The organism is Pseudomonas sp. Pse35 (assembly GCF_024519715.1).
Lineage (GTDB): Bacteria > Pseudomonadota > Gammaproteobacteria > Pseudomonadales > Pseudomonadaceae > Aquipseudomonas > Aquipseudomonas paracarnis.
Genome location: NZ_JALJRP010000017.1, coordinates 40610 through 57129 on the forward strand (window position 1 = coordinate 40610; position 16520 = coordinate 57129).

11 protein-coding genes and 1 pseudogene are annotated in these 16520 nt (G+C 61.6%); all 12 read right to left on the minus strand.

Features of this window, described 5'->3' with window-relative positions; genetic code table 11:
• Nucleotides 1-32: 32 nt before the first annotated feature.
• The 12 genes and pseudogenes from OC445_RS15795 to OC445_RS15850 all read right to left on the minus strand — a co-directional run bounded on the left by OC445_RS15795 (nt 33) and on the right by OC445_RS15850 (nt 16285).
• On the minus strand, nt 33-2807 hold the full coding sequence (locus OC445_RS15795; RefSeq protein WP_034126413.1) for a hybrid sensor histidine kinase/response regulator: 2775 nt from the start codon (nt 2805-2807) through the stop codon (nt 33-35).
• A gap of 116 nt (nt 2808-2923) precedes the next feature.
• Nucleotides 2924-4216: a phosphoribosylamine--glycine ligase gene (purD, locus tag OC445_RS15800; RefSeq protein ID WP_014716727.1), complete on the minus strand. Its 1293-nt coding sequence runs from the start codon at nt 4214-4216 to the stop codon at nt 2924-2926.
• A gap of 125 nt (nt 4217-4341) precedes the next feature.
• The gene (gene purH, locus OC445_RS15805) at nt 4342-5949 is read right to left on the minus strand and encodes a bifunctional phosphoribosylaminoimidazolecarboxamide formyltransferase/IMP cyclohydrolase (protein ID WP_034126415.1); all 1608 of its coding nucleotides are present in this window, start codon (nt 5947-5949) and stop codon (nt 4342-4344) included.
• Nucleotides 5950-6031: 82 nt separating this feature from the next.
• Nucleotides 6032-6352: a DNA-binding transcriptional regulator Fis gene (gene fis, locus OC445_RS15810; protein ID WP_002555375.1), complete on the minus strand. Its 321-nt coding sequence runs from the start codon at nt 6350-6352 to the stop codon at nt 6032-6034.
• On the minus strand, nt 6349-7362 hold the full coding sequence (gene dusB, locus OC445_RS15815; protein WP_034126416.1) for a tRNA dihydrouridine synthase DusB: 1014 nt from the start codon (nt 7360-7362) through the stop codon (nt 6349-6351). The genes fis and dusB overlap by 4 nt, the downstream gene beginning before the upstream one ends.
• Before the next feature lie 185 nt (nt 7363-7547).
• Nucleotides 7548-8795, minus strand: a complete 1248-nt coding sequence (locus OC445_RS15820; RefSeq protein WP_198791522.1) for a DUF3426 domain-containing protein — start codon at nt 8793-8795, stop codon at nt 7548-7550.
• A 30-nt stretch (nt 8796-8825) separates the two neighbouring features.
• Entirely contained in the window at nt 8826-9704 is an 879-nt protein-coding gene (gene prmA, locus OC445_RS15825) for a 50S ribosomal protein L11 methyltransferase (RefSeq protein WP_034134793.1), read from the minus strand.
• Between the two features lie 267 nt (nt 9705-9971).
• A complete protein-coding gene (gene accC, locus OC445_RS15830) occupies nt 9972-11333 on the minus strand; it encodes an acetyl-CoA carboxylase biotin carboxylase subunit (RefSeq protein ID WP_003188188.1) in 1362 nt (453 codons plus the stop codon).
• Nucleotides 11334-11350: 17 nt separating this feature from the next.
• A complete protein-coding gene (accB, locus tag OC445_RS15835; RefSeq protein ID WP_003188191.1) occupies nt 11351-11815 on the minus strand; it encodes an acetyl-CoA carboxylase biotin carboxyl carrier protein in 465 nt (154 codons plus the stop codon).
• 24 nt (nt 11816-11839) lie between these two features.
• Entirely contained in the window at nt 11840-12295 is a 456-nt protein-coding gene (aroQ, locus tag OC445_RS15840; protein WP_054918786.1) for a type II 3-dehydroquinate dehydratase, read from the minus strand.
• A 304-nt stretch (nt 12296-12599) separates the two neighbouring features.
• Nucleotides 12600-13115 (minus strand): annotated as a pseudogene (locus OC445_RS27155) (methyl-accepting chemotaxis protein); the annotation flags it as partial.
• Between the two features lie 1499 nt (nt 13116-14614).
• Nucleotides 14615-16285, minus strand: a complete 1671-nt coding sequence (locus tag OC445_RS15850) for a PleD family two-component system response regulator (RefSeq protein WP_034126420.1) — start codon at nt 16283-16285, stop codon at nt 14615-14617.
• Nucleotides 16286-16520: the final 235 nt, after the last annotated feature.

Genomic DNA, 16520 nt, shown 5'->3' on the forward strand with positions numbered 1-16520 from the left:
CCGGGCGGCATTCCCACGCGTGGGAACGATCATCAGGAAAGGGTGCTGTGCTCAGGGCGCTGTTGGCGCTGCGCGACCCAGTAGTCCACCAGCTCGCGCAGCTGCGACAGTTCCACCGGCTTGGCCATATGCCCGTCCATGCCTGCCTGGCGTGCGCGTTCTTTGTGTTCCGACAGGATATGCGCGGTGAGCGCCACCACTGGCGTGCGCACGCGTTGGTGGCTGACTTCCCATGCCCGCAGTTGCTGTGTGGCGGAGAAGCCATCGAGAATCGGCATTTCGCAGTCCATCAATACCAGGTCATAGCGCTGGGCTTTCATCGCTTGCAGCGCTTCTTCGCCGTTGCTGGCGGTGTCCGGGTCGAGATTGAGCTTGCCGAGCATGCCGCGAATCACTTTGGTGGAAATGCTGTTGTCTTCGGCTACCAGGATGCGGAAATCGCTGGGCACGGTCATGGCTGCCGGTGCGCTGGGGGCCGGGCGTGCCACGGGTGCGCCTTTGCTGCGCTGGGCCAGTTCATCAGCCAGGGTGGTCTTGAGGGTATAGCCAGCCACCGGTTTGGCGAGGATGCGCTTGATCCCGCAGTTGCGCGCAATGATCTTGCTCGGTGCATTGCTGATTCCGGTGAGCATGATCAGCAGGATGTCGTGGTTCAGGCTCGGGTCTTCCTTGATTTTCGCCGCCAGTTGCATGCCGGTCATGCCGGGCATGTTCTGGTCCAGCAGTACCACGTCGAAATAATCACGCAGGTGCGCCTTGGTGCGCAGCAGCGCCAGGGCCTCCTTGCCCGAAGGCACGGCGCTGACGTTCAGGCCCCAGGCCGTGCATTGTTGCACCAGGACTTTGCGGCAGGTGTCGTTGTCGTCCACCACCAGCACGCGGGCGTCCTTGAGCGGGCCGTCGAGGTCGCTGGTCGGGTGTTCCAGGCGTTCCGGGTCCAGCGGCAGGGTCAGCCACAGGGTACTGCCCTGGTGGCTCCCACTCTTGACGCCGAACTCGCCGTTCATCAACAAGATCAGCTGGCGTGCGATGACCAAGCCCAAGTGGCCGCTCAAGCGCGTCGCCGAAAGGAAGTTCTTGCTGTGCAGTTCGCTGTGCAGCAGGGCGTCGCGTTCGGCAGCTTCCATGGGCACGCCGCTGTCTTGCACGGCAATGCGCAGGCGTGGCTTGGTGCTGCGCTCATCCAGGGCGACAACGATCAGCACTTCGCCTTCATCGGTTTTGTGCAGGGCGTTTTCCAGAAGGCTCAGTAAAGCCTGGCGCAGTCGCGTCGGGTCACCGCTGATCACTCGTGGTACCTGGGGTTGGATGAAGCTGATCAGCTCGACATTCTGTTGCTCGGCCTTGGCGCGGAAGATGCTCAGGCAGTCGTCGATCAATGCATTGAGATCGAACTGCACATCATCGAGTTCGATCTGCCCGGATTCGAGCTTGGAAATGTCGAGAATCTCGTTGATCAGGGTGAGCAACTCATTACCGGCGCTGTGGATGGTCTGCACATAGTCGCGTTGCTTCACCGACAACGGCGTGCCCAGCAGCAACTCGGTCATGCCCAGCACACCGTTCATGGGCGTGCGGATTTCGTGGCTGATCTTCGCCAGGAACTCGGCTTTGGCGGCGATTTCGGCATTGCTGGCCGCCAGGTCGCGGCTCAGGCTGAAACGGGTTTCGACAATGGCGCGCTGGCGCTCGCCGAGGGCCAGGCTCATCAGCAGGCCACTGAGGCAGATAAAGCTCAACAGGGTGACGATCAGCCCCTGTGGCGCCACCAGGGTAAGGCCGAGCAGTGCGGGCAGAATGATCAGCGTGCCGATGTTGAATACCACCATGGCCGCCACGAACAAGCGCGCCGGGCGGTAGCCTTTTTGCCAGTGATAGGCCGAGACAAACAGCATGCTCAGGCCCGCCAGCGCGACCAGGGCATAGGTGATGATGTTCAGCGGCAAGGTGTTGACGAACAACAGGAGCAGGCCGCACAGGATGATCAGCAGGATGTCGGCCATCAACACTTTGTTCAGCGGGTGCGGGCCCAGGGGCATGAAGAAGCGGTAGGCGAACATCAGCCCACAGGGTGCGGTCAGCAGCAGGGCCAGGTAGGCACCGGGGGTCTGGATTGCGTGCCAGTTCGGCAGCCATGGCCCCACCAGGTTGAGCAACAGCGCCAGGCTGAGCATCAACAGGAACTCGCACGCGGCCAGCCACAGGCTGCTGCGCGAGCGGTGGTAGGCGAAGCGCGTGAGGTTGTGCAGGATCAGCATCGACAGCACGCCGAACAGCAGGCCGTAGATCAGCGTCTGGTTCTGGTTGGCGGCGGCCAGCACCGCTGGTTCCAGGGTGATGTAAGGGCGCAGCTCGTGTTCCGAGACCAGGCGCAGGTATACCTCCAGTGGCCGTTGGCTCTGAGGCATCGGCAGCATGAAGTCACTGCTGGGCAACGAGCGCTCAGCCTGGGGTTGGCGTGTGCCGGTGGTTTGTTGCTCCACCAGGGTGTCGCCGTCCAGCACATACAGGCTCAGGCTGGAGAGGTCCGGGGCGAACACCCGCAGCACTTGTTCGTGCTTGCCGGGCTGCAACCTGAAACGCACCCACAACGCACCGTCCGGCTGCGCGGCGGTGATCCGGTCCAGTTCGATGGGGCTGAATTGATTGGTATAGCGGGCGGAACGGATATCGCTCAGTTGCAGGTCGGCCTGTTCATCAAGCAATACTGCCCAGCCACTGCCTTGCGCAGCGGCCTGGGCCGGTAGCAAGCAGAGCAGGGTCAGCAGACTGATTGTGAAACCTATGGCGATCCTGAGCCAGCGCACGGCGAAATCCCTTCGGTAGGTGGATGCACGGGTTAACTATGCGCGGGGCAACAGGGTACGGCAAGGGCCAAAGGCCCTTACCTAACCGAACGGATAGCTACTGCAAGTGTAGCTGCTCAGTTGTTCTCACCGCGTTCGCGGGCAATGGCACGGTAGCCAATGTCGGTGCGGTAGAAGCAGCCCTTCCAGTCGATTTTCGCCGCCAGTTTGTATGCCTGTTGTTGCGCGGCATCGACACTGGCACCCATCGCGGTGGCGCACAACACGCGGCCACCGGCGGTTACAACTTTGCCGTCCTTGAGCGCGGTGCCTGCATGGAACACCTTGCCTTCCAGCGCAGCGGCGGCGTCGAGGCCTTCGATCACATCGCCCTTGGCGTAGTCGGCAGGGTAGCCACCGGCCGCCAGCACAATCCCAACGCTAGGACGTGGGTCCCACTGCGCTTCGACCTTGTCCAGGGCCTGGGCGAGGGCGGCTTCCACCAGCAGCACCAGGCTCGATTGCAGGCGCAGCATCACCGGTTGGGTTTCCGGATCGCCGAAGCGGCAGTTGAACTCGATGACTTTGGGGTTACCGGCTTTGTCGATCATCAGGCCGGCATAGAGGAAACCGGTGTACACGTTGCCTTCATCCGCCATGCCGCGCACGGTTGGCCAGATCACCAGGTCCATGACGCGCTGGTGGACGTCGGCGGTGACAACGGGCGCCGGGGAGTAGGCACCCATGCCGCCGGTGTTCGGGCCACTGTCGCCGTTGCCGACGCGCTTGTGGTCCTGGCTGGTGGCCATCGGCAATACGTTCTTGCCGTCGACCATCACGATAAAACTGGCTTCCTCGCCGTCGAGGAACTCCTCGATGACTACGCGTGAACCGGCGTCACCAAAGGCATTGCCGGCGAGCATGTCGCGCACGGCGTCTTCGGCTTCCTGCAGGGTCATGGCGACGATCACGCCTTTGCCGGCAGCCAGGCCATCGGCCTTGATCACGATCGGTGCGCCTTTCTCACGCAGGTAAGCCAGGGCCGGTTCGATCTCGGTGAAGTTCTGGTAGTCGGCCGTCGGGATCTTGTGGCGAGCCAGGAAGTCCTTGGTAAAGGCTTTCGAGCCTTCCAGCTGGGCGGCGCCAGCGGTAGGGCCAAAGCAATCCAGGCCACGGCTGCGGAACAGATCGACGACGCCTGCTACCAGTGGCACTTCCGGGCCGACGATGGTCAGGGAAACATTCTTTTCGGCAAAATCCGCCAACTGCTCCAGGGCCAGCACGTCGATGGCGACGTTTTCGCACTTGGCTTCGATGGCGGTGCCGGCGTTGCCGGGGGCCACGAAGACTTTCTGCACGCGTGGGTCCTGGGCTACTTTCCAGGCCAGGGCGTGTTCACGGCCACCGCTGCCAATGATCAAAACATTCATTTCAAAAACCTCGTTAGGATGATCGTTCCCACGCTCTGCGTGGGAATGCCTCTACGGACGCTCTGCGTCCGAGGGACGCGGAGCGTCCCTGGCTGCGTTCCCACGCGGAGCGTGGGAACGATCAATCAGTGGCGGAAGTGGCGCATGCCGGTGAAGACCATCGCAATGCCAGCTTCATCAGCAGCGGCGATGACTTCTGCATCACGCATCGAACCGCCTGGTTGGATCACGGCGGTCACGCCTGCTTTCGCGGCGTTGTCCAGGCCGTCACGGAACGGGAAGAACGCATCGGAAGCCATCACCGAGCCCACCACCTGCAAACCGGCATGTTCAGCCTTGATCGCGGCGATACGTGCCGAGTTCACGCGACTCATCTGGCCAGCGCCGACACCGATGGTCTGGCGGTTCTTGGCGTAGACGATGGCGTTGGACTTGACGTATTTGGCCACTTTCCAGGCGAAGATCAGGTCGTTGATCTCTTGCTCGGTCGGCGCGCGCTTGGTCACGACTTTCAGGTCATCGCTGCCGATCATGCCGATGTCGCGGCTCTGTACCAGCAGGCCGCCATTGACGCGCTTGTAGTCCCAGGCCGCGGCGCGGTCTGCCGACCACTCGCCACAGGCCAGCAGGCGCACGTTGGCTTTGGCGGCGACGATGGCGCGGGCTTCTTCGCTGACGCTTGGGGCGATGATCACTTCGACGAACTGACGCTCGACGATGGCCTTGGCGGTCTCGGCATCCAGTTCGCGGTTGAAGGCAATGATGCCGCCGAATGCGGATTCGGTGTCGGTGGCGTAGGCCAGTTCGTACGCCTGGCGGATACCGCCTTCAGCGTCCGGGCTGACGGCCACGCCGCACGGGTTGGCGTGCTTGACGATCACGCAGGCCGGCTTGACGAAGCTCTTTACGCATTCCAGCGCGGCGTCAGTGTCGGCCACGTTGTTGTAGGAGAGTTCTTTGCCTTGCAGTTGAGTGGCGGTGGCGATGCCCACTTCGGCCGGCTTGGCTTCCACGTAGAACGCCGCACTCTGGTGCGGGTTCTCGCCGTAGCGCATTTCCTGGGCCTTGATGAACTGGCTGTTGAAGGTGCGCGGGAACTGGCTGCGACCTTCTGTGCTCAGGGTGTCAGCCGCTTGGTTCACGGTGCCCATGTAGTTGGCGATCATGCCGTCATAGGCGGCGGTGTGTTCGAACGCCTTGAGCATCAGGTCGAAGCGCTGGGCGTAGGTCAGGCCACCGGCCTTGAGGTTTTCCAGGACGTTGGCGTAGTCGCTGGCATTGACCACGATGGCCACGTCCTTATGGTTCTTGGCCGCCGAGCGCACCATGGTCGGGCCGCCGATGTCGATGTTTTCGATGGCGGTCGGCAGGTCGCAACCTGGCTTGTTGATGGTGGCTTCGAACGGGTAGAGGTTAACGGCCACCAGGTCGATCGGCTTGATGCCGTGCTCGGTCATGATGGCGTCGTCGATGCCGCGACGGCCAAGGATGCCGCCGTGAATTTTCGGGTGCAGGGTCTTGACGCGACCGTCCATCATCTCTGCGAAACCGGTGTAGTCCGCGACTTCCACTGCGGCCACGCCGTTGTCCTGCAGCAGTTTGAAGGTCCCGCCCGTGGAGAGGATTTCCACACCCAGGGCTTCCAGCTCCCGGGCAAATTCAAGGATCCCGGTCTTGTCGGAAACACTGATCAAGGCACGGCGGATCGGCAGGCGGGTGGTCTGGTCGGTCATCTCAATTTCCATCAAAAGCAAAGGAAGTCAGCAAAAAAGGCGACCGGTTTTACGCGGGCGCCTTTCTGGTTTGATTGAATGCTTACAGCAAATCGTACTGCTTGAGCTTTTTGCGCAACGTGCCACGGTTGAGGCCCAGCAGCTCACTGGCTTTGGTCTGGTTGCCCTTGACGTAGTTCATCACGCTTTCGAGCAAGGGCGCCTCGACTTCGGAGAGCACCAGGTTGTACACATCCGTGACGGAAGCGCCCTCAAGGTGGGCGAAATAATTGTGCAGCGCCTTCTCGACACTCCCGCGAAGGGTCTGGCCTTCTTCGCTCGGCGTGTTGAGGTGCTGTTTCAAATTGACATTGTCGCTCACGGGTGTTGTTCCACTCACTAAAGTCTCGGTCATCATCGTCATGCGGCCACCCCTTCTCCATCCCCTGTTCCCAGGCTCTTGTCGCGTCCGGCGAAGAACTCACGAACGGTGGCGACCTGTGCCTGCGTTTCATCCAAACGATTGAACTGAGCGCGGAATTCCTTGGCGCCCGGCAAGGTGGCGAGATACCAGCCGACATGCTTGCGAGCAATGCGTACTCCCATCACGTCCCCATAAAAGGCGTGCAGGGCGGCCAGATGCTCTAGCAGAATACGTTCCACCTCGACCAACTCTGGTGCCGGCAAGACTTCACCGGTACGCAGGAAATGCTCGATTTCACGAAAAATCCACGGCCGCCCCTGGGCGGCCCGGCCAATCAACAAGCCATCGGCACCGGTCGCGTGCAGCACGCGCCGGGCTTTCTCGGCACTGTCGATGTCGCCATTGGCAAAGACGGGCATCGACACGGCCTGCTTGATCGCGGCAATGGTGTCGTACTCGGCTTCACCGGTATAAAGGTCGGCGCGGGTACGGCCATGCACCGCCAGCGCTGTAATGCCTGCCTGTTCAGCGATCTTCGCCACCGTCAGGCCATTCTTGTTGTCCCGGTCCCAACCGGTACGAATCTTCAGGGTCACCGGTACATCCACTGCGCCGACAACGGCCTGCAGGATCTCGGCGACCAACTGCTCATCTTTCAACAGTGCGGAACCGGCGGCCTTGTTGCAGACCTTCTTGGCCGGGCAGCCCATGTTGATATCGATGATCTGTGCACCCAGCTCCACATTGGCCCGTGCGGCATCCGCCAGCATCTGCGCATCGCCCCCGGCGATCTGCACCGAGCGTGGCTCGGGATCACCTTCGTGGATCATGCGCATCCGCGACTTGCGGGTGTTCCACAGACTCATGTCGCTGGTAACCATTTCAGAGACTACTAGACCCGCGCCCAGACGCTTGCACAGCTGACGAAAGGGCTGGTCGGTGACACCCGCCATCGGGGCGAGGATCAAGCCGTTTTGCAATGTGTATGGGCCGATGCGTACCGCCGACATAGGACTTCCCTGTTGTGGGGCCGGATCATTAGAGTTCGAAAAAGGGTTGGCATGATACCCGCTCTCGATGACTGGTTAAAGGCTGAATTGGATAAAATCTGAACAGTTACTTTTTTATCGCCATCGGTTTGGTTGACGGCGGTCAAGTCAATAATCCGCCGTCAAACCTCGGTGGGCACGCCGTTTTACTCGGGCGAGTTGAAGCTCAGGCTGTAGTTCACGGCTCTATTGCCCGGATCAAGAATGTCCAGGGAGATGTGGATAGGCGTCTGCGAGGGCATTTCGCTGACGCCAGCCAACTCGCCGCTGAGGTATTCGGCGGGCTTGAAGCGACGACTGGCAATCAGGCTGCCGTTCAAGTCCGCAAAGCGCAACTCCAGCAGCGGGAAGGGCTGGGAGAAGGTCGCACGGTTATAGATGATGGCATCGACCACCAGCGCCCCGGCGAATTCGGGGTGGCTGCGCACCACCAGATTGCTGCTCTTTATGTGAGTAATGTCGACCCGCGATGGCACGGTGCACCCCAGTTTCGGGCATAACGCCTGGAACCAGGGACGGTAGGCGTCCTGGCGGGCCAGGTCGTCGAATTGGTAGGCGATGTACTGGCCGGCCAGACCGGCAGCGGCGAGTACCACCAACAATATCCAGACCAGACGGCGACCCCAGCTTGACGGACGCTTCTGCGCATACAGGTGCAGGGGGTCGTCTTCCAGGTCCTGGAGTAACTCGTCGTGTACACCAGCCTCCGTTCGCGCGCGCTTGCGGCGCGGCTGTGCGCGGTCTTCGGGTTCAGGTTCATCGTGCTCGTCGCGGGTGGGTATCAGCGGCGGGTCGAGGTCGTCATCCACGGTAGTGGCGTGCAGAGCTGGTGCGTCATCGAGTTCGTCGACGTGGGCCGACATGGACGGTTCGGTGCGCTGTTTGGACGCAGGTGCCTTAACCGGCTCGGGCTCTTCTTCTGGTGCCTGGGCGCGCTCTTGGGGTGGCTCACTGAACAGGCTGGCCGCCCACTTTTCTTCCTCGGCCTTGACCGTATCGCGGCTGGCGCTGAAGGACTCTTCCTTTTGCCGACGGTCGGCACCTGGCTGGCGTCGTTCCGCACCCAAGGCCTGGGTATGTTGGATCTCGCGACGTTCCAGCTTGGCCAGTTCCTTGTCCAGGTTATCCAGGTCCAGCTCTTCGGCCGTCCACTGTTTCTGGCTGATGGCCCGTGGTGGCTCGGGAGGTGCTTCGCCAATCGGTTCGGGGGTTGTCGGCGCTTCAGGTTCCGGCGCAGACGCCTGGGCACGTTGCTCCAGCAACTGGCGAGCGGCGTTGAACACTTGCAGGCACGAGCCGCAACGCACCACGCCGCGGGCCACGCTCAATTGAGCGTGGTTGACGCGAAAGCGCGATTGGCAATGTGGGCACTGGGTGACGAAACTGTCGGTCATGCGGCCATCCGATTCAGGCAAGCGCTCATTCTAGCGCCGACGACCGCTGATGCGTACCCAGCCATCACGGTTGGCGATCGGGTCCAGCTCGAAGTCTTTGGCGTAGGCCGCAGCCACGTCTTCACCTTGCTCGGCGAGGATGCCCGACAGCGCCAGGCGCCCGCCCGGCTTGACCAGGCTCGACAGTTGCGGCGCCAGCGACACCAGTGGCCCGGCGAGGATATTGGCCACCAGCACATCGGCCTGAACCTGGGGCAGGTCCTCAGGCAGGTAGAGTGGGAATTTGCCTTCGGCAATGTTGTTGCGCCCGGCGTTATCGCGGGAGGCTTCCAGGGCCTGCACGTCGATATCGGTGCCCACGGCCTCCTTGGCGCCCAACAGCAGGGCGGCGATGGCCAGGATCCCCGAGCCGCAACCAAAGTCCAGTACGTTGCTGTCGGTCAGGTCCTGGCCGTCCAGCCATTCCAGGCACAGGGCGGTGGTCGGGTGCGTGCCGGTACCGAACGCAAGGCCCGGGTCCAGCAGCAGGTTGACGGCGTCTGGCTCGGGCGCGGCGTGCCAGCTTGGCACGATCCACAGGCGCTGGCCGAAACGCATGGGCTGGAAGTTGTCCATCCAGCTGCGTTCCCAGTCCTGGTCTTCGATGACTTCGCTGTGATGCTCGGGCAGCGGGCCGCCGGTGAGCAGTTCCATATGGGCCAGCACGGCGGCGGCGTCGGTGCCGTCCTCGAACAGGGCCAGCAAGTGGGTGTGGGACCACAGCGGCGTGGTGTTGAGTTCCGGCTCGAAAATCGGCTGGTCTTCGGCGTCCATGAAGGTCACCGACACGGCGCCCACTTCGAGGAACGCGTCTTCGTAGGTTTCGGCTTGTTCTGGGCTGATGGCGAGACGGACTTGCAGCCAAGGCATGGCGGGCACCTTTGAAAAAAATGAATGTGCGGCGGGCAGGCCGCGAAAGCGCGCAAGTTTACGCGAGAGCAAGCCAGAAGACGACTGCGCCGACGATCGTTCCCGCGCTCGGCGTGGGAATGCCGCCTCGGACGCTCCGCGTCCCGTTGTTAAGGCGTGGCGCGGAGCGCCACAAGAGGCGTTCCCACGCCGAGCGTGGGAACGATCAGGGGTCGGTGGCCCATAAACAACAAAACCGCCCGAAGGCGGTTTTGTTGGGTGGAGCACTTACTGGTTGGCCAGCTTGTGTTCCAGGTAGTGAATGTTCACACCACCTTCGCAGAAGCCTTCATCACGAACCAGATCCCGATGCAGCGGGATGTTGGTCTTGATGCCGTCGACCACGATTTCGTCCAGGGCGTTGCGCATACGGGCCATGGCCTCGTCGCGAGTGGCGCCCCAGGTGATCAGCTTGCCGATCAGCGAGTCGTAGTTGGACGGAACCTTGTAGCCGCTGTACAGGTGCGAATCCACACGTACGCCGTTGCCGCCGGGCGCGTGGAAATGCTTGACCAGGCCAGGGCTTGGGATAAAGGTTTTCGGGTCTTCGGCGTTGATGCGGCACTCCAGGGAGTGGCCGTGCATCTTCACGTCGTCCTGGGTGAAGGACAGCACGTTACCGGCTGCGATGCTCAGCATTTCCTTGACGATGTCGATACCGGTGACCATCTCCGATACCGGGTGCTCTACCTGCACACGAGTGTTCATCTCGATGAAGTAGAAGCGGCCGTTTTCGTAGAGGAACTCGAAGGTACCGGCGCCACGGTAGTTGATGTCGATGCACGCCTTGACGCAACGCGCCAGTACTTCCTGGCGGGCTTTCTCGTCCAGGCCCGGTGCCGGGGCTTCTTCCAGTACCTTCTGGTGGCGACGTTGCAGCGAGCAATCGCGATCACCCAGGTGGATGGCGTGGCCCTGGCCGTCGGACAGTACCTGGACTTCCACGTGACGTGGGTTGGTCAGGTACTTCTCCAGGTAGACCATCGGGTTGCCGAACCAGGCGCCCGCTTCGGAGCGGGTCTGCTTGGCGGCTTCGATCAGGTCTTCTTCCTTGTGCACCACGCGCATGCCGCGACCACCACCGCCACCGGCGGCCTTGATGATCACCGGGTAGCCGACTTCGCGACCAATGCGCAGAGCGGTTTCCTCGTCTTCAGGCAGTGGGCCATCGGAGCCTGGAACGGTTGGCACGCCGGCCGCGATCATGGCGTCCTTGGCCGAGACCTTGTCGCCCATCAGGCGAATGGTTTCGGCTTTCGGGCCGATGAAGGCAAACCCGGATTTTTCCACTTGTTCGGCGAAGTCGGCGTTTTCCGCGAGGAAGCCGTAGCCCGGGTGGATGCCATCGGCGCCGGTCACTTCTGCCGCGGCGATGATATTCGAGACTTTCAGGTACGAGTTCGTGGCCAGTGGCGGGCCGATGCAGATGCTTTCGTCCGCTAGTTTCACGTGCATCAATTCGGTATCGGCCGTCGAGTAAACAGCGACGGTCTTGATGCCCTCTTCCTTACAGGCGCGCAGGATACGCAGCGCGATCTCGCCGCGGTTGGCGATCAGGACTTTTTGCAGTTTCTTCGCAGGTTTCAACATCGAAGGCGCTCCGCGGTTCAAACGATGGTGAACAGCGGCTGGTCGTACTCAACCGGCTGACCGTTTTCTACCAGGATGGATTCAATGACGCCGGCTTTTTCCGCGGTGATGTGGTTCATCATTTTCATCGCTTCAACGATGCAGATGGTGTCGCCCACTTTCACGGTCTTGCCCACTTCAACGAAGGCTGGCGAGGTCGGTGCCGGGGTGCGGTAGAAAGTACCGACCATTGGCGACTTGACCACGAAGCCGTTCAGCGCAGGAGCGGCTGGGGCGGCAGGTGCAGCGGCGGCGGCAGGTGCGGCAGCCGGAGCTGCAGCGGCTGGAGCCGGTGCTTGCATCTGTGGCGCGTAGAACTGTTGGGCCGGGGTCTTGCTGTGACGGCTGATCCGTACGGACTCTTCGCCTTCCTTGATTTCCAGCTCGTCGATACCGGATTCTTCCAGCAGTTCGATCAGTTTCTTAACTTTACGGATATCCATGAATCATCAACTCCCAAGGGTCGGTCAGGGGCGTTTAGCCTGTTCTTCAATGTGTTCCAGGGCGGCCTCCAGGGCCAGTCGGTAACCGCTGGCGCCAAGGCCGCAGATCACTCCTACCGCTACGTCGGAGAAGTAAGAGTGATGGCGGAAAGCTTCGCGTTTGTGCACGTTCGATAAATGCACTTCGATGAATGGGATGCTCACCGCCAGCAGCGCGTCACGTAATGCAACGCTTGTGTGCGTAAAAGCGGCGGGATTGATCAGAATAAAGTCCACGCCTTCGCCGCGCGCGGCATGGATGCGATCAATCAATTCATACTCGGCATTGCTTTGCAGGTAGAGCAAATGGTGGCCGGCTTCACGGGCCCGCTTTTCCAGTTCGAGGTTGATCTGGTCCAGGGTCACTGCCCCGTAGACGCCCGGTTCGCGGGTGCCAAGCAGGTTCAGGTTGGGTCCGTGAAGAACCAGTAAGGTCGCCATTGGCTGTTCCTTGTTATTGGTGTGGGTGCGTCAGAACCCGGCGACTATGCCGCAAAGCCTTTGTGACTGTCCAGTTCTATGCAGTAGGCGGCACGATTAGCGAGGATTGCGCAAAATTTGTGACTGGGAGACGGCATTTGGTCAGTGTGGGAGCTGATCGCACCCACGCTCCTCGTGGGCACGCATCCAGTGACGCTCTGCGTCACGGCTTTAAAGCGGGACGCGGAGCGTCTGGGGCGACATTCCCACGCGGAGCGTGGGAACGATCAGCCACATTGCGGTCTTCATAGAGGGCCGGATCGGGTTAGACGCGGAAGGCTTGCACGGCGGTAGTCAGTTGCCCGCCCAGTACCAGCAGGTGCTCGCCCTGGCTCCGGCCCTGGCCAATACGCAGCAAATTATCCTCACCCAATTGATGAATCCGCTCACTGTTGTCGCGTATCTCGCTCACGGCGCCACTCTGCTGGGCGGTCACATCGGCAATGCGTACGGCGGTATCCGAGATGGTCTGGATCGCCCCGACGATTTCATCCAGCGCGCCATCCGCCGCCTGGGCCTGCTGGGCGGTGGCTTCGGCGTGTTCGACCTGGGCGCGCATGCCTTCTACCGACTGGTGCGCGGCGCTTTGCAGGCCGGCGATCAGACCCTGGATTTCGGCGGTGGCGCCGGCAGTACGCTGGGCCAGGGAGCGCACTTCGTCGGCTACCACGGCGAAACCACGTCCGGCTTCACCGGCGCGGGCGGCTTCGATAGCGGCGTTGAGCGCCAGCAGGTTGGTCTGGTCGGCAATCGAGCGAATCACCGTGAGCACGCCGCCGATGGTGGCGGACTCTTCGGCAAGTTTCTCGATCATCTGCGCGTTTTGCTGCACTTCGCCTACCAGCGCATGCAGCCCGGTGAGGCTCAGGCCGATCACACGCTGGCCTTGCTCTACCGCCTGGCCCGCACTGCGACTGGCCCCGGCGGCCTGGCTGGCATCCCCGGCGACTTGCTGGATGGTGGCTTCCAGTTCGCCCAGGGAATCACGGATTTGCGCGGTGTCGCCGGCCTGGCGCTCGGCGCCGTCGTGCAGGCCGCTGCTCAGTTCGGCCAGGGCGCGGCTGCTGCCTGCCACTTCTTCGGCATTGCCACGGATGGTGCCGACCAGATCCACCAGGTAGGCGCGCAGGCGGTTAAGGGAGGCCTCGATATCGTGCAGTTCACGGTTGGTCTTGCCCAGGGCAATCGGTTGGCTGAAGTCGCCTTCGGCCCAGGTCGACAAGGCTGGTGCCAGGTTGGTCAGCACGCGCGCCAGGCGGCGTTGCAGGGTATCGATCAGCAATGCGATCAGCAGGATCAGGCCAATCATCACCCCCTGCATCACACGCACTTCACCCTGAATCTTCGCGTGTTGCGCGCGCACCACGGGTTCCAGGCCGGCGATGGCTTGTTGTACGTTGGTGATCTTAAGGTGGGTGCTGGCGGCGAGATCGGCGCGTTGCTGGATCTGTTCACGGGTGCGTTGGAGTTCGGCGGGGTAGCGGGTCAACAGGCTGTTGAGTTCGCGCTTGAGGTCGACGCCGGTATCCTGGGCTTCGGTTTTTTCGGTATTTTCCAGGCCCATCAACGCGGAAAAATCATCGGTGTTTGATTCAGCGCTGGCCTTTATTCCCAATAAGGGCAACTGCGCAAGCAGGTCGGCCTGAGTGCGCAGGTTGGTCACTTCCCGCTCGACATCCGCGGCCAACTCGGCGCGCGCGCTGCTGACTAGCTTGTCGCGGGCCAGGGACAGTTTGCCCAGGTGCTGTGAGGCTGCGAGCAATGGCGACATATAATGCGCAGCCTCCGCGGAATTGACACCGCTGGCGTACTGGCTCAATTGTTCCAGGTTCGCGCCCAGTTCACGCTCGGCTTGCAGCAACAGGGCTTGCGGGTCGCCAGCCAATTTACCGGCGGCCAACAGGTCGGTCTTGCTGAAAGTCTCCAGGTCCATGAGGCTGGGGCGCAGGTTTTGCGCCAAGTCGGGCGGCAGTTCGCCCAGCTGAAGCTGCAGGCTTTCCAGGCTCTGGGTGGCACTGCTCAGCCGCAGGGCATCGCCGCTGGCCAAGTAGTCCTCGATGTTACGGGCAGCCTGGTTTTGAAAGACCTGGGACAACCCGAGGTAGCGCTCCATCAACAAGTACGGACGCTCCAGCGCCCGTTGCGACCACCACAGTGTCGCCCCGAGGGCCAGGCACACAGCCACCAGCAGAAGGGTATTGAGATTGGTCAGCAGCTTCAGGCGCATGCGGGGTTTCAACCGACGGCAAGAGATAAGCGCCTGAATTTATTGCGTTTGTATTACAGCGTTATGACCGAATCGGTGGATTCTGGTGAAAAGATGGCACTTTGCTTTGATGTACGAGCGGCTTGCACGCGATTACGTCCGGCGTCTTTGGCGCGGTACAGCGCTTCGTCAGCCTGGGCGGCCATCATCAAGCTGTCGGAACCGTCGCACAGCTCCACCAGGCCGGCGCTGAAGGTGCACCACAAATCCTGCGGTTGGGCGGGGTAGTGGATTTCTGCAAAGCGCCGACGAATGTCGTCCAGCACCTTGCAGGCCGATTCCAGGTCGGTGTCGGGCATCACGATGGCGAACTCTTCACCGCCGTAGCGGCCGATGTAATCGGTCTTGCGCAAACGCTGCTTGAGAAACAGTGCCAGGCTCTTGATCACCCGGTCGCCCATGGGGTGGCCGTGGCTGTCATTGACGCGCTTGAAGTGGTCGATATCGAGCATGGCAAAGCTCAACGGCTTGTTCTCACGGCGTGCGCGGAAGCTGCAATCTTCGAGCAGTTGCAGGATATGCGTGTGGTTGTACAGCCCGGTCAGGCTGTCGCGCACCATCCGTGCCTTCAGGTTGCGTGCACGCGACGCACGGTTGCGCACGGTGGTGATCAGGTGACGCGGCTTGATCGGTTTGGTGAGGAAATCGTCACCGCCCTCGCTCATCGCATCCAGCTGTTTATCCAGGTCGTCCTCAGCCGACAGGTAAATGATCGGCACACTGACGTAGCGGTCGTTGTGGCGAATCACCTTGGCCAGTTCGGTGCCGGTACAGGCAGGCATGTACATGTCGAGGATGATCAGGTCGGGCTGGAAATCCGCCAGCTCGGCCATGGCCTGGATCGGTTCGGTCAATGTGCGAGTGACAATGCCGGCACTGTTGAGCAGGCGTTCGGTGTGCAGCGCCTGGGCCCGCGAGTCGTCGATGATCAGCACTTTGTACGGTTCGTACTGGGCCGCGCAGGTTAGCACTTCGATCTTTTCCAGCAGGCTTGAGGCCTCCAGGGTGCCGGTCAGGAACTCTTCGCCGCCGGCGCGTACGGCGGCCAGGCGTGTCGGGGTGTCGGTTTCGTGCAGGCTGAAAAACAACAGCGGCAGCTTTTGCTCCAGGCCCTCCTGGGCCTCTGCCGCGAGCTTCAGGCCCAGGCCCGTGCCGCAGAAGTCCACGTCCATCACGATCGCTGACGGCAAACGCTCGGCCATGGACGCGCGAAAGGCGGCGACGCTGTCCAGGGCGTGGGCGCCCATGCCGAAGAACTCCAACTGCTTGGCCAGGCGTTCGGCGCGGTCATGGTCGGCCAGCATCACATAGATCGGCTTGCGCATCGGCGGCAGGAAGGTTTGCTCCAGCTGATCGCCCTGGCGCAGGCCGGTGCGGGACAGGCGTTGCATCAAGCGGTTGAGCTCGGTGATCAGTTGGCTGCTCAGACGGCCACGGTTCTCGTCCACAGCCTGCAAGGATTGACTGATATGCCGTGCCAGTTGTGTGTGTTCGGGCTGTTCGAAGCGTTCGGCGAAGCGTTGCAGGCGCAGGTTGGCTTCGCTGAGTTCGGAAAAGTCGGCGTTCGACCACTCGCTGCGTTGCAGGCGCTGCCAGATCTCAAGAATTTGACGTGCCTGATGAATTACCCGCTGGGCAAAGTGCTGCTTGAGACGCTCGCGGCTGGGGTCTTCTGACTCGGTCATATCCTGACTACTGTGAGGGTGCATGCTGAGGTCGACTGATGGCTCTATGCTAGCACCTCTTTTCTGATAGATGAGTGTCATACGTCAATTAAGTCTGCGTGCCTGCCATTCAGTTATTGACCAGTGGGTCGCGCAGCGTAAATCGCGTGCATCCTTTATAGTCCAAGCGCGCTGGTGCGCCACTTTCGTGTAAAAGCCCCGCACCGATGGGCACGATGGGGTAGGGTTGTGGTCG